This window comes from Accumulibacter sp. (assembly GCF_029255285.1).
Classification (GTDB): Bacteria; Pseudomonadota; Gammaproteobacteria; order Burkholderiales; family Rhodocyclaceae; genus Accumulibacter.
Window position 1 is genome coordinate 1 of record NZ_JAPUVI010000101.1, and the last position, 22,686, is coordinate 22,686.

The following is a 22,686-nucleotide window of genomic DNA, read 5'->3' on the forward strand; positions in this document are numbered from 1 at the left end:
CGCCCGAAGGCTGTGCAAAGGCGATCGAAGTGGATTGCGGGCGAAGAGTTTCTTCCAGAGTCGCGGCGTGAGTTCGTGGACACGGCTGGCCGGAGGCTGGCCGACTCGCGGCAGCACATCGACCAGATAGTCGTAGGGGTCGATCTTGTGCCGCCGGCAAGTCACGATCAGGCTCTGCATGATGCCCAACTGCCTGGCGCCGAGTTCGGTCGAGCAGAACAGCCAGTTGCGGCGCCCCATGGGAATCGCGCGTAGCGCTCGTTCCAGATGGTTGGTGTCGATCGGTACATCCGGATCGGTCAGATAAACCTCCAGCCCGAACCGCCGTTCGCGGGCCGAAGCCAGAGCCTTCGTCATCGGACTGCTCGGCAGCAGGCCCGGCGCCTCGAATGGCTGATTCACCCAGGCGAAGAAGCGTTCGGCGATCGGCTTGGCGTGCATCAGTCGATAGTCGAGTTTCTTCGCGGCACGGAGCTTTTGCTCGCGGAGGCGCTCTTCCACCGCATAAAGACCGCCGATCAAGTCCAGCCCCTGCGCCGCGATTTCCGGTTCGCGGCCCTTCGCCTCGAACCGGGGGCGTCGCGTATGTGCCCAGCCTTGCGCGTGGGTCACCCCGGTCTTCTTCGCGTAGTGCTCGTAAGCGGTGTACCCGTCGCTCAGGAGGACGACGCGCTCGACCGGCGTCAGGCCGGGCGCCTGCTCGACGTGCCCGATCCTCCGGCTCTCGAAGAACGGACAGCAGACCTCATCGAGTTCGCCATAGACCGGCCAGAAGTACGCGGCCTTGAGCTTGCCCGGTCCGGCGCGTCCGGTCTTGATCGGGGTTTCGTCCATCGACTTGACGCGGGCAGCGCGGATCGACGCGAACTGGGCGTCGTAGATCGGTTCGAGCAGCGCAATCGCTTGCTGGCTGACCGGGGTCAGCCACGGCCGGCTGACGGTGATGCCGTTGTCGGCAAGCCGCTGGTGCTGACGATAGAACGGCAGATGATAGGCAAACTTGTCGATCAGCATGCCGGCAATGAAGCTGACGTCGGCGCGGCTTCGGTCCAGTCCATTTCCCGTGTCGTGACGCGACGCTAGTCGGAGAGAAATCGGCCCTGTTCGAGGCGCTTGGCCCAGACGCAGAAACCCTTGCGATCCCCGTAGAGGACCTTCATTTGCGTCGCCCGGCGATTGAGGAAGACGAACAGTCGGCCGTTCTGCGGATGATCGCCGTTTCGCCACCATCGCCGACGGCGCTGAGCAAACCGCGCCAGCGGTACAGGCTCGCGGCACCGATCGATTCGCGTCGGTAGAAGGCTTCAACGCCCAGGCCGCTGCCGTCAAATTTCGCCAACAAGGATCGCCACTCCTGCCGGCTCCGCCTCGATCCCTTGCCCTTCTTTGCTCCCACCATCGCCGTTCCTCCTGTGTGTCATTTGCGTGGGCAGCCGTTTTGGTCATCGCGCGCGCGAACGGAAGAACGTCGTAGGGTTACCGGTTACGACGGGTGGAGGACTTCGACGGTCCGGGAGAGCGTGCCGTCGGTGCCGGTCTTCGGTTGCAGAGGCCTGCAGGTGATTGTGTTGCTTGCGGGCGGAGACAAGAGCACTCAGGATGCGGACATTGAGCGCGCCATCAAGATGGCAAGAGACTGGAAGGATTGACCCATGACTGAGAAATTCTCCCGTTGGGATGTTGTGGACTACCTCAAGGGCGACGAACACATGGCGCTCTACCTTGATGCCTGCATGGTGGAAGACCCCGGAGATGGTAGCCTCGTGCGCGCCGGACTCGGGGACATCGCCCGCGCCAAGGGCATAAACCAACTGGCCCGCGATACCGGGCTGGCGACAGAAGGTCTGTGCCAGGCATTGTCCGCCGAAGGCAATCCGGAGTTTTCGACTGTGATGAAGGTTATCAAGGCACTTGGTTTTCGCCTGCATGCCGAGGCGAACAATGCCTGAGCCCAGGCTCCCGCCAGCTACGTACCAGGCTTGCGCTCCGGTGCAGGCGCCCCAACGCCTTTGTCGGCTCTTCCGTCGTTCCCTGATTTCGTCCTCGCTTTCGCCGTGGGCCGCCTGACGGCTCGGTATCTCGCTACACACAGCGCTTGCCAATTCTCGATCCACCCCGTTTTCGGGGGACGTTCCCGCGGCCATTGAGGAGCGGATCATGAATGAACTGCGTGAACGCCTGCCGACGGCACGATCGAGTGCGCCGACTCACCGTGGTCGCGGCGCCAACGGACACTGGCGGCCATGCGCGAAGCCGCTTCGCGGACCAGGACGCCCGGTGAGGCTCAGCGTGTGAGCAGCATCAGCAACAACAGGTTGAGCACCAGTGACAGCGCCGCAATGACCCGCCAGGTCAACAGCGGGTTGCGCATCGCCAGCGGCGTTGCGGGGGGTCGGCCCAGCGGCCGGTTGGCGCCGCGTTCGAGCGCCAGCAGGAATTCGTCGGCGGTTTCGAAGCGCCGCGCGGGGAGCCGGGCGACCGCCTTGAGCAGGACGTTTTCAAGCCAGCCGGGGATGTCCGGACGATAGCGCGTCGGGGCAAGCGGCTCACCGAAATTCGGGCGCTGAAAGGGCTCGATCTCGCCGTAGGGGTACTTGCGTGTCAGCAGGTGGTAGAGCGTCACGCCGGCGGCGTAGAGGTCCTGTCCGGCGCTGGCCGGCTCGCCCGCAAAAAGCTCGGGCGCCATGTAGCTCGGCGTTCCCGGACTGCCGACGTGGGCCTCGTCCTCGGACTGGCTGATCGCAACGCCAAGGTCGAGGATGCGCAGGCGGCCGTCGCGCCCAAGGTGGATGTTGGCCGGCTTGATGTCCCGGTGTACGACGTCGAGCCGATGCAGTGCGGAGAGGCCTTTCATCAGGCCAATACCGTGCTGTACGGCGTCGGCAACCGTGAAATGCAAGCCGGTATCGAGCATGCGCTGCAGCGTCGCGCCTTCGTGCCAGGTCTGCAGGTAGTAGAGACAGCTTCGTCGTTCGGCCGGCACCAGTTGGGCAAAAAAGGGCGAGACAATCCGTCGCGCGAGCCACTCCTCCATGATCAGGGCGCGGATCTCGTCCGGGTCGTCGGCGAGTTGCGGGCGCAGCGTCTTCAGGACCAGGGCTTGTCCGGAGACACGATCAGTCACCCGGTAGAGCAGCGTCGCGCGCGAATCGTGCATGATCTCGTCGATGCGCAGCCCGTCGATTTCCTGCCCCGGCTTGAATCGCGGCGGCAGCGGCAGGCGCGCCGTTCCGGCCAGCGCATCGCGCAGGTTCTGCGCCGGCAGCGCTGTCACCCGCAGCACGACCGCGCTGGCATTGTCCTGGCCGCCGCAGGCGAGTGCCAGGCTGGCGATCGAGGCGGCAGCCTGTTGCGCGTCCGAATGGGCGAGCAGCACGGCCCGCAGGCGTGCCTCTTCGAGGGCCCCCCAAACGCCGTCCGAACAGAGCAGGAAGCAGTCGCCTTCCTGCAACTCGCCGTCAAGGAAGTCGAGCTGGAAGTGGCGATCAAGACCTACCGCGCGCGACAGCACGTTCCGAAGTTCCGGATGTTCCCAGACATGATCGCGTGTCAGGCGGGTGCATACGCCAAGGCGCAGAAGGTAAAGCCGCGAATCGCCAACGTGGGCACACACGTAACGGCGACCGCGCAGCACGAGCGCCGTCAGCGTCGTCGCCATGCCGGCGAGTTCGGGCTGCCGTCCCGCTTCGGCCATTACCCAGCGGTTGAGCGCCACGACGACCCGTTCCAGCGCGTGCGGCACGCTCCAGGTGTCGGGCGTCGCGTAGTAGTCCGCGAGCAGTCCTCGCACGGTGTACTCGGCGGCTTCGCGACCGCCACGGTGACCACCGACGCCATCGGCGACGGCGGCGATCAGCCCCTTGTTTTCCAGTTCGCCGCCCTGTGGCGTGACCATGCCGCAGAAATCCTCGTTGCTGGCGCGCGGGCCGGTCAGCGAGGAGTGGCCGACGTCTACGGTCAGGGGCATGCGGGCGGAGTTCCGGAGGGAGGAGGGGCGGCAGGTCGCACTGTACCTGGCCGCCTCCGCCGCGCAAAGGCGCGCTGGCTCAGATCTTGGCGGCGCTCAGGTGCGCCGCTCCCCAGGTCGTCCGCCAGCGGGTCTTGACGGCGCTCAGGCCGACCAGCGCCAGCAGAGCGAGCGCGGCGAAGATCAGGAAACCGATCTGATAGCTGCCGGTGAGTTGCTTCGCATAACCGAGCGACGAAGCCAGGTAGAAGCCGCCGACCCCGCCGGCCATACCGACCAGCCCGGTCATCACGCCGATCTCCTTGCGGAAGCGCTGCGGCACCAGCTGGAAGACAGCGCCGTTGCCCATGCCCAGAGCCAGCATCGCGCCGACGAAGGCGAGCAGCGCCATCCACGCCGCCGGCAGGCCGATGCTGACGATGCCAAGGAAGATCGCCGCCAGCACGTACATCACCGACAGACTCTTGATGCCGCCGACACGGTCGGCGACGTTGCCGCCGATCGGCCGCACCAGCGAGCCGGCGAACACGCAGGCGGCGGTGAAGAAGCCCGCCGTTTTGGCATCGAGCCCGTACTGCATGTTGAAATAGATGGTCAACGACGAGGCGAGGCCGACGAAACCGCCGAAGGTTACCGAGTAGAAGAACATGAACCACCACGCGTCGCTGTCCTTGAGGACTTTCAGGTATTCCGCCAACGATTTCGGCGGCGGGCACTCCGGTGCGTCCTTGGCGGCCAACAGGTAGAACACGAAGACGAGAATCAGCGGGATCAGTGCCAGGCCGAAGACGTTGTTCCAGCCGAAAGCGATCGCCAGGCTCGGAGCAATCAACGCGGCGAGCGCCGTGCCGGAGTTTCCCGCACCGGCGATGCCGAGCGCTGTTCCCTGATGTTCCGGCGGATACCAGCGCGAGGCGAGCGGTAGCGCGACGGCAAAGGAGGCGCCGGCGACGCCGAGGAAAACACCGAGAATCAGCGTCTGCTCGTAACTGGCGACGCCGAAGTACCAGGCAAAGAACAGCGAAGCGATGACGATCACCTGGCCGATGGCGCCCGCCATTTTCGGTCTCAGGTGGTCCACCAGAATGCCCATGAAAAGGCGCAGAACGGCCCCGGCGAGTACCGGCGTGGCCACCATCATCCCCTTCTGGGCGTGCGTCAGATCGAGATCCTTGGCGATCTGCACGCCCAGGGGCCCGAGCATCACCCAGACCATGAAGGCCAGGTCAAAGTAGAGAAACGCTGCCAGCAGCGTCGGCCGGTGACCGGCTTTCCAGAATGTCTTCTCCATCTTCCAATCCCTTTCGTTGGCGTCAGATTTGCAGAAACACCGTGCCGCTTTCGAGGCGTACGGGAAAGCGGCGAGAGCAGCCTTCGTCGGGGGCTACGGCCTCACCGGAATCGAGCCGCAGCTTCCAGCCGTGCAGGGGACAGGTCACCTGATTGCCGTGCACCAGCCCCTGCGACAACGGTCCACCCTTGTGCGGACATCGGTCGCGCAAGGCAAACACGGCGTTGCTTGAGGTTCGGAAGACGGCGATATCGCCGCTCGTCGAGCGTACGACGCGACTCCCCAGTGGCGGGATGTCTTCCAGTTTGCAGATCGATGTCCATTCGTCCATGATTCTTCTCCAGTCGCTTCAAACCACAATCGCTTCGTATTCCTGGCGCTCGACGCCGGCGATGCGCTCGGCCCACGGATCGGGGGCGCCCTGCAGTTCGGCCAGCAAACGCGCGAACAGCGCCTTGCGGTTGTCCTCGTCCTCGACGACCCGGCTCTTGGCGTGATCGAGGCCGACGCGTTCGAGCCAATGGCAGGTGCGCTCGAGGTAGAAACCCTCCTCGCGGTAGAGCTGCAGGAAGGCGCCGGTGTATTCCATGACCTCCTCGTCGCTTTTCACCTTGACGAAGAACTGCGCGACCTCGGTCTTGATGCCACCGTTGCCGCCGACGTAAAGCTCGTAGCCCGAATCGACGCCGATCACGCCAACATCCTTGATGCCGGCCTCGGCACAGTTGCGTGGACAACCGGAAACCGCCAGCTTGACCTTGTGCGGTGAGTACATGTCGAACAGCATCTTCTCGAGCTTGACGCCCATGGCCATCGCCAACTGCGTTCCGAAGCGACAGTGCTCGGCGCCAACGCAAGTCTTGACGGTGCGGATCGATTTCCCATAGGCATGACCGGAGGGCATCCCGAGATCCTTCCAGACGCCGATCAGGTCTTCTTTCCTGATGCCGAGCAGGTCGATGCGCTGACCGCCGGTGACCTTGATCGTCGGTACCTGGTACTTGTCGGCGACATCGGCGATGCGGCGCAGCTCGGCGGCGCTCGTCAGTCCACCCCACATCCTCGGCACGACCGAGTAGGTGCCGTCCTTCTGGATGTTGGCATGAGCGCGTTCGTTGATCAGGCGCGAGCGCGGATCGTCGAGGGCCTCTTTCGGCCAGGTCGAGATCAGGTAGTAGTTGAGCGCCGGGCGGCACTTGTCGCAGCCGTCCTCGGTGCTCCACTCGAGGAAGCGCATGACGCTGTCGATGGTCAGCAGGTGCTGCCCCCGGATGGCATCGCGCACTTCCTGGTGCGAGTAATCGGTACAGGCGCACACCGGCTTGCGGTTCGACGCGGCGGGGGTGTAGGCGCCGCCGATGGTGGCCGAGAGAATCTGCTCGCAGAGGCCGGCACACGAGCCGCAGGAGGAGGCGGCCTTGGTGTGCTTCTTGATGTCGTCGAGGCTAAACAGACCCTTTTCCTTGATCGCCTTGACGATGCTTCCCTTGCTGACGCCGTTGCAGCCGCAGACCTCGGCGCCGTCGGCCATCGATGCCGCCTTGCTGTGGCCCTGATGGCCGACGTCGCCGACATGCGACTGGCCGAACAACAGATGGTCGCGTATCTCGTGGATATCCTGCGCGTCGCGCAGCAACTGGAAGTACCACGGCCCGTCGGCGGTGTCCCCGTACAGTACGCCGCCCACCAGACGGTTGTCCTTGATCACCAGCTTCTTGTATACGCCGGCCGCGGCATCGTTGAGGACGATCTCTTCGGTGTCCTTGCCGCCGAGGAAGTCGCCGGCCGAGAACAGGTCGATGCCGGTCACCTTGAGCTTGGTCGAGGTCACCGAGCCGGTGTAGCGACCAATGCCGTAATGGGCCAGATGGTTGGCCGCCACCTTGCCCTGTTCGAAGAGCGGTGCCACGAGGCCATAGGCGATGCCACGATGGGCAACGCATTCGCCAACCGCGTAGACCTTCGGGTCGAAAGTCTGCAAGGTATCGTTGACCACGATGCCACGCTGGCAGTGGATTCCCGCCGCTTCGGCGAGCGCCGTGTTCGGACGGATGCCGACGGCCATCACCACCAGTTCGGCAGGCAGTTCCAGTCCGTCCTTCAGGCGTACCGCGGCGACCCGACCGCTCTCGCCAGCGACCAGCATCTCGGTCTGCTTTCCGAGGAGAAACTTGAGGCCGCGGTCTTCGAGTGACCTCTGCAACATCCGGCCGGCGGTCTCGTCGAGCTGGCGTTCGAGCAGCCAGTCGGAGAGGTGGATTACGGTCACGTCCATGCCGCGCAACTTCAGGCCGTTCGCCGCTTCGAGGCCGAGCAGTCCGCCGCCGATGACGACTGCGTGGCGGTAGCGGCGCGCCGCGTCGATCATCGCGTCGGTATCAGCGATATCGCGGTAGGAAATCACGCCCGGCAGGGCGTTGCCGGGGATGGGCAGGATGAACGGTGTCGAGCCGGTCGCCAGCAGCAGGCGGTCGTAGTCCGCTGCGGTGCCATCCTCGGCGATGACCTGGCGCCGCACGCGGTCGATGCGGCTGACCTTCTTGCCCAGGTGCAGCGTGATGCCGTGCCGCGCATACCAGGCGTGATCGTTGAGGACGATGTCCTGAATGGTCATCTCGCCAGCGAGCACCGGCGAAAGCAGGATGCGGTTGTAGTTGGGGTGCGGCTCGGCGCCAAAGACGGTGATCTGGTAGCGATCAGGAGCGATCTTCAGCAGTTCCTCGAGCGTGCGCACGCCGGCCATGCCATTCCCCACCATGACGAGTCTTTGCTTGGTCATTCCTCTTTGCTCCGGCGGATTGGATCTTGATGTGGGCCAACAAGCAAACTTCGTGCCGACATCCGCGGGCGACCGGACCTCGGGGCGTGCAGGTTCATTTCCGCGAGCCGGAAGGTCATGACGCACCGCCGAAGGGCAATAGCGACGGTACAAGCGTCCGGGCTGGTGCGCGCCACGGGCGGTGGCCAGCGCCTGCGGCCGGGAAACCCGTCGACGGCTGGGAAACGGCATCTGGCACGTCTGTTGCTGATAGCGTTCAGGAGCGAAAACCATGACCGAGACAGTCAAATCCACCTGTTGCTATTGCGGCGTCGGCTGCGGCCTGCTGATCGACACCGACCAGGGGAAGATCGTCCGTGTGCGCGGAGATCCGGAGCATCCGGCCAACGAGGGCCGCCTGTGCACCAAAGGCGCCTCACTGCACCTGACGACGCGGCCCGACTATCGCGTGTTGTATCCCGAACTGCGGCGACAGCGCGCACGGTCACGCCAGCGGGTGGGCTGGGACGAGGCGCTGGACTTCGCCGCCGAACGCTTTGCCGCGATCATCGCCGCGCACGGTCCGCACAGCGTCGCTTTTTACCTGTCGGGTCAGTTGCTGACCGAGGACTATTACGTCTTCAACAAGCTGGTCAAGGGGTTGATCGGCACCAACAACGTCGATACCAACTCGAGACTGTGCATGTCGTCGGCGGTGGCCGGCTACAAGCAGACACTCGGTGCCGACGCGCCGCCCTGCTGTTACGAGGACATCGCGTTCGCCGACTGTTTGTTGATTGCTGGCGCCAACCCGGCGATCGCTCATCCGATCGTCTTCCGGCGTATCGAGGATGCCCGGGCGGCCAATCCCGGGCTGCGCATCATCGTCGTCGATCCACGACGCAGCGAGACGGCCGAGATCGCCGATCTCCATCTGCCGCTTGCGCCGGGCAGCGACATCGCGCTGTACAACGGCCTGCTGCACGTCCTGCTCAGCGAGGGTCGTGTCGATCGGGACTACATCGCGGCCCATACCGAGGGCTTCGAGGCGCTCGAGCAGAGCGTCGCTGCCTATGCGCCAGATGTCGTCGCCCGTCTCTGCGCCTTGCCCGAGGCCGACATCGTCCGCGCCGCGCAGTGGTTCGGCAGCGCCGGCGCCGCCTTGTCGCTCTATTGTCAGGGACTCAATCAGTCGTCGCACGGCACGCACAACAACGCCGCGCTGATCCATCTGCATCTGGCGACCGGTCAGATAGGCCGCCCCGGCGCCGGACCATTCTCGCTGACCGGGCAGCCGAACGCGATGGGCGGCCGCGAAGTCGGCGGCCTGGCCAACCTGCTCTCGGCGCACCGCGACATGGCCAACCCGCAGCACCGGGCCGAGGTCGCTCGGCTGTGGGGCGTGCCGTCGGTCCCCGAGCGACCCGGCAAGACCGCGATCGAACTGTTCGCCGCGCTGACGAGCGGCGAGATCGGGGCGGTCTGGATTGCCTGCACGAATCCCGCGCATTCTTTGCCCGACCAGTCGCAGGTCCGCGCCGCGCTGGTGGCAGCCGAATTCGTCGTGCTCCAGGAAGCCTATGGCAACACTGACACAGCGGCCTACGCCGACCTGCTGCTGCCGGCAACGACCTGGGGCGAGAAGGAAGGCACGGTGACCAATTCCGAGCGCCGGATCACTCACCTGACGGCGGCGGTCCCCGCACCCGGTGAGGCACGCCACGATTGGCAGATCGCCGTCGACTTCGCCCGCCGGCTTGGCCGGCGGCTGCGCCAGCCAGCCGAAACGATGTTTCCCTATGACCATCCGGAACAGATCTTCAACGAGCACCGCGAGACCACGCGCGGCCGCGATCTCGACATCAGCGGCCTGAGCTACGCCCTGCTCGACTCGCTTGGCCCGCAGCAGTGGCCATTTCCGGCTGGCGCCGACAGGGGCCGGCGACGCCTGTACGAAGATGGCGTCTTTCCGACGGCTAACGGGCGCGCCCGATTCGTCCTGGTCGAACACCGGCCACCCGCCGAAGTGACCACGGCGGAGCACGCGATCAGCCTGATTTCGGGTCGCTTGCGCGATCAGTGGCACGGCATGAGCCGCACCGGAACGGTCGCCCGCCTGTTCAATCTCGACGACGAAGCACGGCTGACGATGAACCCGGCCGACCTGCGCCGGCGCGGTCTGGCGGACGGCGACCTGGCCAGGGTGCACAATCGGCGCGGCAGCATCGTCGTTCGCGTCGCTCGCGACGAGAGCTTGGCACGCGGCTGCGCCTGGTTGCCCATGCATTGGGGAAGCCAGTTCATGAACAGCCCCGGGGCCAACGCCCTGACCGTCTCGGCGCGCGACCCGTTTTCCCAGCAACCCGAACTGAAGCACGCCGCGGTGGCCATCGACAAGGCCGATCTGCCTTGGCAACTGGTGATTCTCCGCCAGGCCGGAGTGGGCGAACTCGCCGCGCTGCCCATGCTCGAACGTGCCCGCGGTCTGCTCGGCGACTTCGCTTTCGCCACCGTCGGGCTTTACGGTCGCGGCGCCGCCTTGGTCGTCTTTCGCGCGGCACACGCCGAGGCGCCGCCGGAAAGCCGCCTGCGCGAAATCGACCGCCTGTTCGGCCTCGATGGCGACGATTCGGCAATCGTCTACGTCGACCACCGGCGCCAGATCAGCAAGCGCGCAATCGCCCCCGACGGCCGCTTGATCGGCGTTCGTCTCGCCGGCGAGACACAGGCGCAGTCCTGGCTCAAGGAAGTGATGGCGGACGACTCGCTCGACGCGGCGCTGATTCGCTGGGCCGTGGCACCGATTGGCCGCCGCCCCGGCAAGCTGGCGCAACGCAGCCGGGTGGTGTGCCAGTGCGCCGACGTCAGCCAGGCGGAGATCGCGGCCGATCTGGCAGCGGGCGCAACGTTGACCTCACTGCAGGAAAAGCGCGGCTGCGGGACTTTCTGCGGCGCCTGCCTGCCCGAATTGCGCGAGATGTTCGCCGGCCACGCGGCCAGGGCCGGGATCGGCGGCGCCACTTCCGCCTGACAAGGCGGCGGCGTCCGCAAATCCGTGAACGCCTGCCGGTATACCGTTGTCTATACTTAGATGGCGTGGCGGCTGTTGTCTCGCAGATGTTCACGAAAGGTCTGCCGCATGGTTCCGGCCGACAGCGGGCGGTGCGCCGGCGGAAGGAATGGCGCTCGGATCCGGACGCTGTCCATGTCCGGCGCGATCCCGCCTCGACGGTGGCGTGTCTTGAGGGAGTGCGTTTCGATGCGCGAGTTGATGTCGATTGGCGCGTGCTTGGCGAGCCTGCCGGGGGTTCCCGGCACGACTGCCCTGCCTGCCCGGCTGGCCGCGACCTGTGATGACTTTCCGGCGGCTGGCCAAGGCCAGATGGTGGCCAGCGGGCAGGCCTACTCGCTCTGGACGGCGGTAGTCGACTGACCAGGGCTCCGGTGGCAAGGTCGTGAAATTTCGTCCGGGTGCTTTCGCCGCGCGTCCCGTGCCCATCATGCAGGCGATTTCCTGGAGACTGTCCGGCATCGTCGCCTTGATGGCGATTTTGCTGGTGGGTTGCGCTTCTCCACAACGCGCCCCGGATCTGGCTCCTCCGGTTCAGATTGCGGAGAGCGTCTGGTGGCAGGTCGATAGCGACATCGTCGCCGCGTCGCGAGCGGCCACCGGGCCGGCCAGAAACTACGCGCGCGGCTTCATGGAGAGTTGGCGAAACCTCGTCTCCCGTCGCATCGAGACGGACTTCATTCCGTGGTTCACGGGCTACTGGACCCAGCAATGGCTGGCCATCCGGGTCGCCTGGTACAAGCTGAGCCTGGGGGCAGGGGAGGATCCGGCGACGATTCGACTGGCGGCCTATTTGCAGGAACAGTTCCGCGATCGTGTGCTCGATCCTGTGGCCAAGGAAATCGATCCGGACGTCGTCAGAGCGAAAGCCACCAGGCTCTACGTCCAGCTCCTCGGCGAGCAGCTTCAGGCAATCCCGCGGCGCTACGGTGTACCCCAGGATCAGTTCGACCGGCGTCTCAAGAGCATTCCGGCGATTTCTCTGGCCCCTCCGCCGGACCACGACGCTTCGCTCCACGCCTTGGTAAACGCCGCCCCGATCGACACGCTACCGGCCTATGTGGCGCTGACGGCGGTGGTTCGCCAAGGCAGCGCTGGCGTCGGAGGAGGGCCGTCGAGCACGAGGATATCGCCGGTCGCGAAACGTGCCAGCGAGAAACTGATGGCCAGGCTGGCGACGAGCGGTGGAGCGGGCGCCGCGGCGGCGGCCGTCGGCGGCGTTGCCGGCATGGTGATTTCCCTGGGCGCCGTCGGTTTCGGCGCCATCGCGCACGCCAACGAGCGACCGGAAATGGAAGCGCAGCTTCGCCAGCACCTCGGCGCTGCACTGGACGATATGTGGCAGGCGCAGATGGCGGATCCGGCCAGCGGGGTGATGGCCGAAGTGGGCTACCTGTCCGGACGGATCGAAGCTAGCCTTGCCGGCGCCTTGGTGCGACCCGTTGCGCGCCTACCGGAGCCGCGGGAAATCCCTCTGCCGATCGAGCAGGTCTTGTCGGATGACGAAGGCGAGGACGAACTCCTGCGCGACGAGCAGGCGGAGGAGTGATTCGACAGGCGCGTCTTCGCCGTGCCATTGGCCGATTCCGTTGGCGCGATGTCCCAACAGAGGACGAAGTCAGGGAAGGAGGGAGAAATTGACAAAGGCGTTGCGAAGCCGGCACCAGCGCGCAGCGCTTTCGTTCAACTCTCTCTGTTAAGCTGCGACGTACCCTGCTTGAACATAGCGTGCATGCCCGGCGGTAACTAGGGCGTCAAGCTCCTGGAACAAGACGGAATCAACGCGCTTGAAATTGAAGCACGACTTGCCCTGCATGCGCTTGCGCAAAGCTAGACTTACTGAGGCGAGTAGCTCAGGGAACACATACACAGGCATCAGGTGGAACGAAACGTAGGTTTTGTTGATCTGGACTGCTCCGAAGAACAGAGGTTTCTTGTTGGGCATGAGATGCTTAGTGCACAACGAAAAGGTGCCCGGAGCATCGCGCACCACCGTGAAGCTCGCGACATGGGGCGTGAGCAGAGGGCGCAGTGCTGCGAAAACGCTCTGCAAGTCGGGCGTCGCCGCCATGAGCGGTCTAAGGTCTCAATTAACCGGTTGGCGCGGCTTTATCGCGCCAACCGGGTTGAATGAAAAGGTTTGGCACTTGGTCCACCCTGAGAATCGTCTACGGCGGTGCTTATGGCGATTGTAAGGCGGGTCGGCGCGAAGTCAATCGTTTGGCATGCGGTCGCGCGTCAGGATAACGCTTGCCGATGTCTGGTGGCAACAAGCCTGTTGGCTGCGGCGGCACAAGTGAGCACGGGGTTTGCGGGAGCGGTCTCCCACGGCATGAACTCGGCGATCGACTCGACCAGCGCGGGCTTGCCCTGCGCTTGGCGCAGGGCTTGGCGGTGGAGCCTCGCCTTTCGTGGCCGTTCGATGCCCCTTATAATCCTCCGACCCGCTACCCGACGCAGACGCCCGTGAATCCCCACCTCAGCAAGCTGCAGCCTTACCCTTTCGAAAAGTTGCGCCAGCTCTTCGCCGGCATCACGCCGAACCCGCGCTGGCACGAAATCCGGCTGTCGATCGGCGAGCCGCAGCATGCGACGCCAACGTTCATCAAGGACGCGCTGACCGCCAACCTCGGCGGGCTGGCCAGCTACCCCAGCACGCTGGGCAGTGCCGAGCTACGCCACGCCATTGCCGCCTGGCTCGAGCGTCGCTACGGACTGAGCGGTATCGACCCACTGACGCAGGTCATCCCGGTCAACGGCTCGCGCGAAGCCTTGTTCGCTTTTGCCCAGGCGGTGATTGATCCATCCCGAGGGTACACGCCGCTGGTCGTCAGCCCCAACCCGTTCTACCAGATTTACGAGGGCGCCGCCTATCTGGCGGGTGCCGAGCTGCGTTTTCTCAACACGCTGCCCGACAATGATTACGCCTTCGATTTTTCGGCACTCGACGAAGCCGAATGGCCGCGTGTTCAGCTTTTCTACGTCTGCTCGCCGGGCAATCCGACCGGTAAGGTCCTGAGCCTCGAGGACTGGCGCCGGCTGTTCGCTCTTGCCGACCGCTACGGCTTCGTCATCGCTTCGGACGAGTGCTACTCGGAGCTCTTCTTCGACGAAGCCAGACCGCCGCTTGGCGCCCTCCAGGCTGCCCGGCTGCTCGGGCGCGGTACCGAGCGGCTGGTCATGTTCTCCAGCTTGTCCAAGCGATCCAACGTTCCCGGCATGCGCTCGGGTTTCGTCGCCGGTGACCCGGTGACGCTCGCGTCTTTTCTGCTCTATCGCACCTACCACGGCAGCGCGATGAGTCCCGCGGTGCAGAGCGCGAGCATCGCGGCCTGGAATGACGAGTCGCACGTCGTCGATAATCGCCGCCAGTATGCCGAGAAGTTTGCCGCCGTAACGCCCCGGCTGGCCGACGTTCTCCACACCGCCCCGCCCGAGGCCGGCTTCTACCTGTGGGCCAGGACGCCGATCAGCGACAGCGACTTCGCCCGCCGGCTGCTCGCCGACTATAATGTCGTCCTGCTTCCGGGAAGCTTCCTGGGGCGTAGCGCGCAGGGGGTCAATCCCGGCGCCGGCTTCGTCCGCATCGCCCTCGTCGCACCGCTTGCCGACTGCGTCGAAGCCGCCGAGCGCATCCGTTCATTCACTTCAACACTCTAGGGACAGCAGTCATGCAGGCAATCCAGCAGATCATCGACCAAGCGTGGGAAAACCGGGCCGCACTGCAAGCGGACGGCGCTCCGGAGGCCATACGCGAAGCGGTGGCCGATGTCCTCGGCCAGCTCGACGAAGGCCGCCTGCGGGTGGCCGAAAAGCTGGACGGCGAATGGGTCACGCACCAGTGGGTCAAGAAGGCCGTGTTGCTTTCCTTCCGGCTGCAGGAGAACACCCTGATCGATGGGGGTCCGCTGCGCTATTTTGACAAGGTGCCGAGCAAGTTCGCCAACTACGACGACGCGGCGTTTGCGCTTGGGGGCTTCCGCGTCGTCCCGCCGGCGACCGCGCGCCGCGGCGCCTTCATCGGTCGGAACGTGGTTTTGATGCCTTCCTACGTCAACATCGGCGCCTACGTCGACGAGGGGACGATGGTGGATACCTGGGCGACGGTCGGTTCCTGTGCGCAGATCGGGAAGAACGTGCATTTGTCGGGTGGCGTCGGGATCGGCGGCGTGCTCGAGCCGTTGCAGGCCAACCCGACGATCATCGAGGACAATTGCTTCATCGGCGCCCGTTCGGAAGTCGTCGAGGGCGTCATTGTCGGCGAAGGTTCGGTGATTTCGATGGGCGTCTATATCGGCCAGTCCACCCGCATATTCGACCGCGAAAGCGGCACGGTCAGTTACGGACGCATACCGCCGGGGTCAGTCGTCGTATCCGGCAATCTGCCGGCGAAGGACGGCAGCTACAGCCTCTATTGCGCCGTGATCGTCAAGAAGGTCGACGCCGGCACGCGGGCCAAGACGAGCATCAACGACCTCCTGCGTGGCGACTGAGCGCCCCGTGCCGATCCCCGTAGCGGCGGACAACGAATGATCCTCGAAAAGCTCTTTCAGGTGATGGCCGACCGTCAGGCGTCGGACATCTTCATCACTGCCGGCACGGCGATCCACATCAAGATCCGAGGTGCCATCGTTCCGGTCAATCAGCAGTTGATGGAGCCGGCAATGATCGAGAAGATCGCCGCCGAGCTGATGACCGCCGAGCAGATGGAGATCTTCGAAACCAAGAAGGAGATGAACCTCTCGCTGGGCGTACCCAAGCTCGGCAACTTTCGTATCAACCTGTTCCGTCAGCGCGGGTCGATTTCCATCGTCGTACGCTACATCCTCGGCAACATTCCGGCGCTCGAATCGCTTTCATTGCCACCGATCCTGGCCGACCTGGTGATGGAGAAACGCGGTCTGATCCTCATCGTCGGCTCGACGGGGTCGGGCAAATCGACCACCATCGCCTCGATGCTCGATCATCGCAACGCCTCCTGCGCCGGTCACATCCTGACCATCGAGGACCCGATCGAGTACCTGTTCAGGCACAAGAAGTCGATCGTCAACCAGCGTGAAATCGGCATGGATACCCTGGGTTGGGGCAGCGCCTTGAAGAACGCCATGCGGCAGGCGCCAGACTGCATTCTGATCGGCGAAATCCGCGACACGGAAACGATGCAGGCGGCGATCGCCTACGCGCAAACCGGCCACCTCTGCCTCGGCACGCTGCACGCCAACAACAGCTACCACGCACTCAACCGGATGATCAACTTCTTTCCGGTCGATACCCGCACCTCGCTCTACATGGACCTTTCGGTGAGCCTCAAGGCGATCGTTTCGCAGCGTCTCGTCAAGCGCAAGGATGGCCAGCTGTTACCGGCGGTCGAGGTTCTGCTCAACAGCTATCACGTGCAAGAGTTGATCGAGCATGGCGACATCCCGGCGCTCAAGGAAGCCATGGAGCAGAGTCTCGCGCCCGGTTCGCAAACCTTCGAACAGGATCTCTTCCGGCTCTATCGCACGGAGGTGATCACGCTCGACGAAGCGCTGAACAACGCCGACTCGCCGACCAACCTGTCGTGGCTGATCAACAACAACGAGGCGGTGCCGACGCGTCCGCGACGCGAGGAAAGATCGAGCGAGATGCCGTACGACCTGTCCGCCACGGACCCGGTCGGACCGTCTTACAAGGAGTTCACGCTGAGTCTCAACGACAGTGACGAGTCTTAGCCGAGAACCCATCCAGTCCAATGGCGGTTGCGGCGCAGCGCCGGACGCCACGCTGGCACTTGCCCAACAGCTCATCGCTTGTCGCTCGGTGACGCCGGACGATGGAGGCTGTTTGCCGATCATCACCCGGCGCCTGACGGCAATCGGTTTTCGCTGCGAGTTTCTGTCGCGCGGCCGGGTCAGCAACCTTTGGGCGCGCCGGGGTGACGAGCCGCCGCTGCTGTGCCTGGCCGGTCACACCGACGTGGTACCGAGCGGCCCGCTCGACGAATGGCACAGCGACCCGTTCGAGCCGCGGCAGCGGGACGGTAGGCTGTACGGGCGAGGGGCGGCCGACATGAAGGGCTCGCTGGCCGCTTTCGTCACCGCGGCGGAATGTTTTGTCGCCGCGCGGCCAGCGCATCGCGGCTCGCTTGCCTTTCTTCTCACCTCCGACGAAGAAGGCGACGCCGTAGATGGAACGGTCGTCGTGACCGACGCCTTGCGCCAGCGCGGCGAACGGATCGACTACTGCATCGTCGGCGAACCGACCGCGGTCACTGCGCTTGGCGACACGATCAAGAACGGACGGCGCGGGTCGCTTTCGGGAAAGTTGACCGTCAAGGGCGTCCAGGGACACGTCGCCTACCCGCAACTGGCGAAAAACCCGATCCATCTCGTCGCACCCGCTCTCGCCGAGTTGGCGCAGACCGTCTGGGACGAGGGCAACGCCTTTTTCCCGCCGACCACCTGGCAGGTGTCGAACATTCACGCTGGCACGGGCGCCGGCAACGTCATCCCAGGTCGCGTCGACATCGACTTCAATTTCCGTTTCGGAACGGCCAGCCCGCCCGAAGATCTGCGGGCCAGAGTGAGCGCGCTGCTCGACCGGCACGGGCTGGACTACGACCTCGTTTGGATGCTGGGCGCCAGGCCCTTCATCACTGACCGCGGCGCGCTGATCGACGCGTCGCTCGCCGCCATCCGCGCCGAGACCGGCCTCGACGCCGAACTGTCGACTACCGGCGGCACCTCGGACGGCCGCTTCATCGCCGAGATCTGCCCACAGGTGATCGAAATCGGCCCCGTCAATGCGACCATCCACAAGGTCAACGAATGCGTCGACGTGGCCGCCCTGACGCGACTCGCGGCGATTTATCGCCGCATTCTCGAACAGTTGCTGCCGACCGATGTTTGACCAGGCGCGAGACGAGTTGACGACGCTGCGTGATCTGCTGCGCTTTGCCGTCAGCCGCTTCAACGAGGCGCAACTGTTTTTCGGGCACGGTTGCGACAACGCCTGGGACGAAGCCGCCTATCTCTTGCTGCACACCCTGCACCTGCCGCTCGACCGACTCGAGCCGTTTCTCGACGCCCGACTGACCCGCGACGAGCGCACCGAGGTTCTGCGCCTCGTCGGCCGCCGGATCGACGAGCGACTGCCGGTCGCTTACCTGACTCACGAAGCCTGGCTCGGCGAGTATCGCTTCTATGTCGACCCGCGGGTGATCGTCCCGCGCTCGTTCATCGCCGAACTGCTGCGCGAGCACCTGACGCCCTGGGTCGACGATCCCGGGCGCGTCTCCTCCGTACTCGACCTGTGCACCGGTTCGGCGTGCCTGGCGATTCTCGCGGCACACGCTTTTCCCGCCGCTGTGGTGGACGCCGTCGATGTCTCGCCCGATGCGCTTGCCGTGGCACACCGCAACGTCGCCGACTACGGCCTGGGAGACCGTGTCCGGCTCATCGAGGGCGATCTGTTCGCCCGTCTGAAGAACCGGCGTTACGACCTGATCATCGCCAACCCACCCTATGTCAAGGCGAGTTCGATGGCCACCCTGCCCGACGAGTACCGGCGCGAACCCGCGCTGGCACTGGCCAGCGGCGAAGACGGACTCGACCTGACGCGCGCGATCCTGGCCGGCGCGCGGCGGCATCTCAAGGCCGGCGGTCTGCTGATCGTCGAGATCGGACACAATCGCGAACAACTCGAAGCGTCCTTCCCGACCACCCCCTTCACCTGGCTCGACACCAGCGCTGGCGACCAGTATGTCTTCCTGTTGCCGCGAGACGAACTGCCGTGAACCGGGGCGCGGTATCGGTCCTCCTCATCGACCACCCATGAATCGTCTTCGCTGCCTGCTGTTCGCCTTTCTGTTGCTGGCTGGCTGCCACGATTCGACGCGACTGGCCGCGCTGCCGCCAGGCAGCCAGGTCATCGCCTTCGGTGACAGCATCACCTTCGGGACCGGCGCCGCGCCGGGAGAGGATTATCCGGCCCGGCTGGCGGAGATCAGCGGCTGGCAAATCCATAACGCCGGCCTCCCGGGCGATACGGCGGCGGCCGCTCGCGCAAGAATTGGCGGGACGCTGGCCGAAAACCGGGCGGCGCTGGTGATCCTCGAAATCGGCGGCAACGACTTTCTGCGCCGGCGTCCGGAAGCGGCCGTCAAGGAGGATTTGCGCGCCATCGTCGCCGCCGTCAGGCAGTCCGGCAGTCGGCTCGTACTGGTCGCCGTTCCCAAGCTGTCGCTGATCGGTGTGGCGACCGGCCGGCTGCCCGACTCGCCGATCTACGCCGAACTGGCGAAGGAAGAAAAGCTGCCGCTGGTCGAGGGCGTCCTCGCCGCCGTCCTCTCGGATCCCGACCTGAAAGCCGACCCCATCCACCCGAACGCCGAAGGCTACCGTCGACTCGCCACCGGAATGGCCGAACAACTGCGCCGCACCGGCTTGTTGCCCCAGCCCTGAGCGCCGGAACCCGCCGGCCGCGCCGGCCATACGACATGGGACCCGCCGATGAAGACCGAAACGCCGCAGATCATTCAGCGACATGACTACACGCCCCCTGCCTTCCTGGTCGATAGCGTACGGCTGGACGTGCAGTTTCTTACCGACGAAGTCCTGGTTCTGAGCCAACTGGAACTGCGTCGCAACCCGGCGGCGCTGCCCGGACAGCCGCTGCAACTCGACGGCCACGGCCTGGAGACGATTTCGATCGCCGTAGACGGGGTAGCGCTGGCCGAAGACCGTTACACCTGTACCGACACGCTTCTGAGCCTCGCCGAGCCGCCGGATGCGCTGACTCTAAGCACGCTGACCCGGGTCGACGCCGACCACAATACCAGCCTCTCCGGGCTGTATCGCTCGACGGACGGCTACTTCACGCAGTGCGAGGCGCAGGGTTTTCGGCGCATCACCTGGTTTCCCGATCGGCCCGACGTCATGGCGCGTTATACGGTCACCCTGCACGCCGACAAGGTCCGCCTGCCGGTTCTGCTGGCGAACGGCAATCCGGTCGGTAGCGGTGACGAAGGGCCAGACCGCCATTGGGCGCGCTGGGAGGATCCCTTCCCGAAACCCTGTTATCTGTTCGCCATGGTCGCCGCACGACTCGACGTGTTGCGCGACCGCTTCGTCACTGCCAGCGGGCGAAACGTCGAGCTTGCCGTTTTCGTCGAACCCGGCAAGCTCGACCAGTGCGCGCACGCGATGGACGCGTTGCAGCGCGCGATGCGCTGGGACGAGGAGGTCTTCGGACTCGAATGCGATCTCGACCACTACATGATCGTCGCCGTCGGCGACTTCAATATGGGGGCGATGGAGAACAAGGGACTGAACATCTTCAACACCAAATACGTTCTCGCACGAGCCGATAGCGCTACTGACGCCGACTACCAGAACATCGACCGCGTGGTCGCTCACGAATATTTCCATAACTGGACCGGCAACCGCGTCACCTGCCGCGACTGGTTCCAGTTGTCGCTGAAAGAAGGGCTGACCGTTTTTCGCGACCAGGAATTCGGTGCCGACATGCATGGCCGGGCGGTGACGCGGATTCGCGACGTGCGGGCACTGCGCGCCGTGCAGTTTCCCGAGGACGCGGGGCCGATGGCACATCCCGTACGACCCGACTCGTATATCGAGATCAACAACTTCTACACCAGCACGGTCTACGAAAAAGGCGCCGAAGTGGTGCGCATGATCCAGACACTGCTCGGCAGGACAGGCTTCCAACGCGGCATGAAGCTGTATTTCGCGCGCCACGATGGCCAGGCAGTGACCTGCGACGATTTCGTCGCCGCCATGGCCGATGCCTCCGGAATCGATCTCGGTCAGTTCAAGCGCTGGTACGATCAAGCCGGCACACCGCACATCCAGGCCAGCGGCAGCTACGATGCCGCGACCCGGCGCTACACGCTGACCTTGCGGCAGTCAAGACCGAGCGCCTCTGCGCCATCGAGTGGCGAGCCTTTCCACATACCGGTCGCGCTGGGGCTGGTCGGGCCGGACGGCAAGGACCTGCCATTGACCCTGGCGGCCGAGGGGGCCAGCGCCGACGACGGTGCGACGACTCGTGTCCTCTCCCTGACCGAAGAGGAACAGTGTTTCATCTTCACCGACCTGGCCGTCGAACCCGTTCCCTCTCTGCTGCGGGACTTCTCGGCGCCGGTGATTCTCGATTACGCCTGGAGTGACGACGATCTGGCCCACCTGCTGGCTCACGACAGCGACCCCTTCAACCGCTGGGAAGCCGGACAACGCTTGACCAGCCGCCTGATCCTCGCGGCTGCCGAAGAGATTTCCGCCGGCCGGCCGGCACATTGGCCAGCGAGTCTGGTCGGGGCGGCCGCCGAGGTCCTCCGGCGAGGTGCCGACGATCCCGCGTTCGCCGCCGAAGCGCTGACGCTACCGAGCGAGGTGACGCTCGCCGAGGCCATGGATCGTCTCGATCCCGATGCGTTGCACCTGGCACGCAACGGTTTGCGCCGTTTTCTCGCCGAACGGCTCTTTACCGCATTGCGGCAGCGCTACGACTCGCTTGCGACGAGCGGGCCGTACCGGCCGACACCGGCGGCCGTCGGCCGGCGCGCGCTGCGCAACGTGTGTCTGGGCTATCTCGGCGAGTTGCAGAACGACGAAGTGCGCGTGCTCGCGATGCATCAGTTCACATCGGCCGACAACATGAGCGACCAGTTCGCCGCCCTGGCGATCCTTGCCCAGGACGATTGTGCGCCGCGCACTCAAGCGCTCGCCGCCTTTTACGAGCGCTGGCGCGACGAGGCGCTGGTGGTGGACAAATGGCTGTCGGTACAGGCCGCGAGCCGTCTGCCGGCGACGCTGACGGTCGTGCAGGAACTGCTCGCCCATCCCGGTTTCGATCTGCGCAATCCGAACAAGGTCTACGCCCTGCTCAACACTTTTGGCAACAACCACGTTCGTTTCCACGCCGCCGATGGCAGCGCTTACCGCTTTCTGGCCGAGCAGATCGGCCACCTCGATCGTCTCAATCCGCAGGTCGCGGCGCGTCTGGCCAGGCGTTTCGACCGCTGGCGCCGCTTCGATGCCGGCCGCCAGCGACATGCGCGCCAGGCGCTGGAGTCTCTGCGTCGAACCGAGGGACTGTCGGCGGATGTCCTGGAGATCGTCGGCCGCTCGCTCGACCAGTCGTAGCGGCCGTTCGCGACCGCGATCGATCGGCGCCGCCGTCTGGCCGGAAATCCTTCTCGAAGCGTTTTTCTCGCCGACAGGCGAAGCAGTCACTGGGTTGACTACAGACCGGAGCGGATTCGCTGTTCCCTACTGGAAACACCAGCTATTCCTTGTTGCCGGTTTGCCTTCGTCCTATAATTTCGCGCGCATTGCTGCGGCGCAACACCCGGCTGAGTCGGTGACGACGCCGGTCTCCCCGGCCAATCGACTGCCGGGGACGGCACCGAGTGATCTGAAGGTTCGCACGACGATGGCAAGGAGAAACAATGAGCGCAGCAAATGAACTGCACGGCGAGCATTCCGGACTGGCGGGGACGGCGCTGGCGGCGATGGGAGTGGTTTTTGGGGATATCGGGACCAGTCCGCTGTACACGATGAAGGAAGTGTTTGGTGGTCACCATCCGTTGTCGGTGA

At 64.9% G+C, this 22,686-nt stretch carries 19 protein-coding genes and 1 pseudogene; 12 read left to right on the forward strand and 8 right to left on the reverse strand.

The window, feature by feature from the left end:
• From Q1M07_RS14670 to Q1M07_RS14675, 3 genes and pseudogenes are all read right to left on the reverse strand, one after another.
• Positions 1–1,044: pseudogene (locus Q1M07_RS14670) on the reverse strand (IS66 family transposase); the annotation flags it as partial.
• A gap of 35 nt (positions 1,045–1,079) precedes the next feature.
• The gene (gene tnpB / locus Q1M07_RS18765) at positions 1,080–1,160 is read right to left on the reverse strand and encodes an IS66 family insertion sequence element accessory protein TnpB (RefSeq protein WP_366984144.1); all 81 of its coding nucleotides are present in this window, start codon (positions 1,158–1,160) and stop codon (positions 1,080–1,082) included.
• Positions 1,157–1,342: a hypothetical protein gene (locus Q1M07_RS14675; RefSeq protein WP_300454665.1), complete on the reverse strand. Its 186-nt coding sequence runs from the start codon at positions 1,340–1,342 to the stop codon at positions 1,157–1,159. Before Q1M07_RS14675 ends, tnpB begins: the two co-directional genes overlap by 4 nt.
• Before the next feature lie 310 nt (positions 1,343–1,652).
• On the opposite strand from Q1M07_RS14675, the gene Q1M07_RS14680 reads away from it, so the two are divergent.
• Entirely contained in the window at positions 1,653–1,949 is a 297-nt protein-coding gene (locus Q1M07_RS14680; protein WP_300454648.1) for an addiction module antidote protein, read from the forward strand.
• A gap of 335 nt (positions 1,950–2,284) precedes the next feature.
• Here Q1M07_RS14680 and Q1M07_RS14685 read toward each other — a convergent pair whose 3' ends face one another.
• From Q1M07_RS14685 to nirB, 4 genes are all read right to left on the reverse strand, one after another.
• The gene (locus Q1M07_RS14685) at positions 2,285–3,967 is read right to left on the reverse strand and encodes a bifunctional protein-serine/threonine kinase/phosphatase (protein ID WP_300454649.1); all 1,683 of its coding nucleotides are present in this window, start codon (positions 3,965–3,967) and stop codon (positions 2,285–2,287) included.
• Positions 3,968–4,046: 79 nt separating this feature from the next.
• Positions 4,047–5,258 (reverse strand): nitrate/nitrite transporter, encoded by a 1,212-nt coding sequence (locus Q1M07_RS14690; RefSeq protein WP_300454650.1) that lies wholly within the window; start codon positions 5,256–5,258, stop codon positions 4,047–4,049.
• A gap of 22 nt (positions 5,259–5,280) precedes the next feature.
• A complete protein-coding gene (gene nirD / locus Q1M07_RS14695; RefSeq protein ID WP_300454651.1) occupies positions 5,281–5,589 on the reverse strand; it encodes a nitrite reductase small subunit NirD in 309 nt (102 codons plus the stop codon).
• An 18-nt stretch (positions 5,590–5,607) separates the two neighbouring features.
• Positions 5,608–8,037 (reverse strand): nitrite reductase large subunit NirB, encoded by a 2,430-nt coding sequence (gene nirB, locus Q1M07_RS14700; RefSeq protein ID WP_300454652.1) that lies wholly within the window; start codon positions 8,035–8,037, stop codon positions 5,608–5,610.
• Between the two features lie 271 nt (positions 8,038–8,308).
• Here nirB and Q1M07_RS14705 point away from each other — a divergent pair, with 271 nt between their 5' ends.
• From Q1M07_RS14705 to Q1M07_RS14715, 3 genes are all read left to right on the forward strand, one after another.
• The gene (locus tag Q1M07_RS14705; RefSeq protein WP_300454653.1) at positions 8,309–11,047 is read left to right on the forward strand and encodes a nitrate reductase; all 2,739 of its coding nucleotides are present in this window, start codon (positions 8,309–8,311) and stop codon (positions 11,045–11,047) included.
• Between the two features lie 228 nt (positions 11,048–11,275).
• Positions 11,276–11,449 (forward strand): hypothetical protein, encoded by a 174-nt coding sequence (locus Q1M07_RS14710; RefSeq protein ID WP_300454654.1) that lies wholly within the window; start codon positions 11,276–11,278, stop codon positions 11,447–11,449.
• Positions 11,450–11,471: 22 nt separating this feature from the next.
• The gene (locus Q1M07_RS14715; protein WP_300454655.1) at positions 11,472–12,635 is read left to right on the forward strand and encodes a hypothetical protein; all 1,164 of its coding nucleotides are present in this window, start codon (positions 11,472–11,474) and stop codon (positions 12,633–12,635) included.
• Positions 12,636–12,782: 147 nt separating this feature from the next.
• Here Q1M07_RS14715 and Q1M07_RS14720 read toward each other — a convergent pair whose 3' ends face one another.
• Entirely contained in the window at positions 12,783–13,157 is a 375-nt protein-coding gene (locus tag Q1M07_RS14720; protein WP_300454656.1) for a hypothetical protein, read from the reverse strand.
• A gap of 395 nt (positions 13,158–13,552) precedes the next feature.
• Between Q1M07_RS14720 and dapC the strand changes: the two genes are divergently transcribed.
• The 8 genes from dapC to Q1M07_RS14760 all read left to right on the forward strand — a co-directional run.
• Positions 13,553–14,746, forward strand: coding sequence for a succinyldiaminopimelate transaminase (dapC, locus tag Q1M07_RS14725; RefSeq protein WP_300454657.1), 1,194 nt, complete (start codon positions 13,553–13,555; stop codon positions 14,744–14,746).
• Positions 14,747–14,757: 11 nt separating this feature from the next.
• Positions 14,758–15,579 (forward strand): 2,3,4,5-tetrahydropyridine-2,6-dicarboxylate N-succinyltransferase, encoded by an 822-nt coding sequence (gene dapD / locus Q1M07_RS14730; RefSeq protein ID WP_300454658.1) that lies wholly within the window; start codon positions 14,758–14,760, stop codon positions 15,577–15,579.
• Positions 15,580–15,615: 36 nt separating this feature from the next.
• Positions 15,616–16,800: a PilT/PilU family type 4a pilus ATPase gene (locus Q1M07_RS14735; RefSeq protein WP_300454659.1), complete on the forward strand. Its 1,185-nt coding sequence runs from the start codon at positions 15,616–15,618 to the stop codon at positions 16,798–16,800.
• Between the two features lie 10 nt (positions 16,801–16,810).
• Positions 16,811–17,977, forward strand: coding sequence for a succinyl-diaminopimelate desuccinylase (dapE, locus tag Q1M07_RS14740; RefSeq protein WP_300454663.1), 1,167 nt, complete (start codon positions 16,811–16,813; stop codon positions 17,975–17,977).
• Positions 17,970–18,863 carry a 50S ribosomal protein L3 N(5)-glutamine methyltransferase gene (prmB, locus tag Q1M07_RS14745; protein ID WP_300454660.1) on the forward strand — a complete coding sequence of 298 codons (894 nt, stop codon included), beginning with the start codon at positions 17,970–17,972 and terminating at the stop codon, positions 18,861–18,863. The genes dapE and prmB overlap by 8 nt, the downstream gene beginning before the upstream one ends.
• Positions 18,864–18,900: 37 nt before the next feature.
• Positions 18,901–19,530 carry a GDSL-type esterase/lipase family protein gene (locus tag Q1M07_RS14750; RefSeq protein ID WP_300454661.1) on the forward strand — a complete coding sequence of 210 codons (630 nt, stop codon included), beginning with the start codon at positions 18,901–18,903 and terminating at the stop codon, positions 19,528–19,530.
• Positions 19,531–19,578: 48 nt separating this feature from the next.
• On the forward strand, positions 19,579–22,233 hold the full coding sequence (pepN, locus tag Q1M07_RS14755; RefSeq protein ID WP_300454662.1) for an aminopeptidase N: 2,655 nt from the start codon (positions 19,579–19,581) through the stop codon (positions 22,231–22,233).
• Positions 22,234–22,538: 305 nt separating this feature from the next.
• A partial coding sequence (locus Q1M07_RS14760; RefSeq protein ID WP_300454664.1) for a KUP/HAK/KT family potassium transporter occupies positions 22,539–22,686 on the forward strand: 148 nt, incomplete at its 3' end.

Bases quoted from the DNA above. Each gene is read 5' to 3' on its own strand.
- nirB (WP_300454652.1), bottom strand. From the start codon at position 8,037: ATGACCAAGCAAAGACTCGTCATGGTGGGGAATGGCATGGCCGGCGTG.
- Q1M07_RS14735 (WP_300454659.1), top strand. From the start codon at position 15,616: ATGATCCTCGAAAAGCTCTTTCAGGTGATGGCCGACCGTCAGGCGTCG.
- Q1M07_RS14690 (WP_300454650.1), bottom strand. From the start codon at position 5,258: ATGGAGAAGACATTCTGGAAAGCCGGTCACCGGCCGACGCTGCTGGCA.
- tnpB (WP_366984144.1), bottom strand. From the start codon at position 1,160: ATGAAGGTCCTCTACGGGGATCGCAAGGGTTTCTGCGTCTGGGCCAAG.
- prmB (WP_300454660.1), top strand. From the start codon at position 17,970: ATGTTTGACCAGGCGCGAGACGAGTTGACGACGCTGCGTGATCTGCTG.
- Q1M07_RS14750 (WP_300454661.1), top strand. From the start codon at position 18,901: ATGAATCGTCTTCGCTGCCTGCTGTTCGCCTTTCTGTTGCTGGCTGGC.
- Q1M07_RS14720 (WP_300454656.1), bottom strand. From the start codon at position 13,157: ATGGCGGCGACGCCCGACTTGCAGAGCGTTTTCGCAGCACTGCGCCCT.
- Q1M07_RS14710 (WP_300454654.1), top strand. From the start codon at position 11,276: ATGCGCGAGTTGATGTCGATTGGCGCGTGCTTGGCGAGCCTGCCGGGG.
- dapD (WP_300454658.1), top strand. From the start codon at position 14,758: ATGCAGGCAATCCAGCAGATCATCGACCAAGCGTGGGAAAACCGGGCC.
- Q1M07_RS14685 (WP_300454649.1), bottom strand. From the start codon at position 3,967: ATGCCCCTGACCGTAGACGTCGGCCACTCCTCGCTGACCGGCCCGCGC.
- nirD (WP_300454651.1), bottom strand. From the start codon at position 5,589: ATGGACGAATGGACATCGATCTGCAAACTGGAAGACATCCCGCCACTG.
- Q1M07_RS14680 (WP_300454648.1), top strand. From the start codon at position 1,653: ATGACTGAGAAATTCTCCCGTTGGGATGTTGTGGACTACCTCAAGGGC.
- Q1M07_RS14705 (WP_300454653.1), top strand. From the start codon at position 8,309: ATGACCGAGACAGTCAAATCCACCTGTTGCTATTGCGGCGTCGGCTGC.
- pepN (WP_300454662.1), top strand. From the start codon at position 19,579: ATGAAGACCGAAACGCCGCAGATCATTCAGCGACATGACTACACGCCC.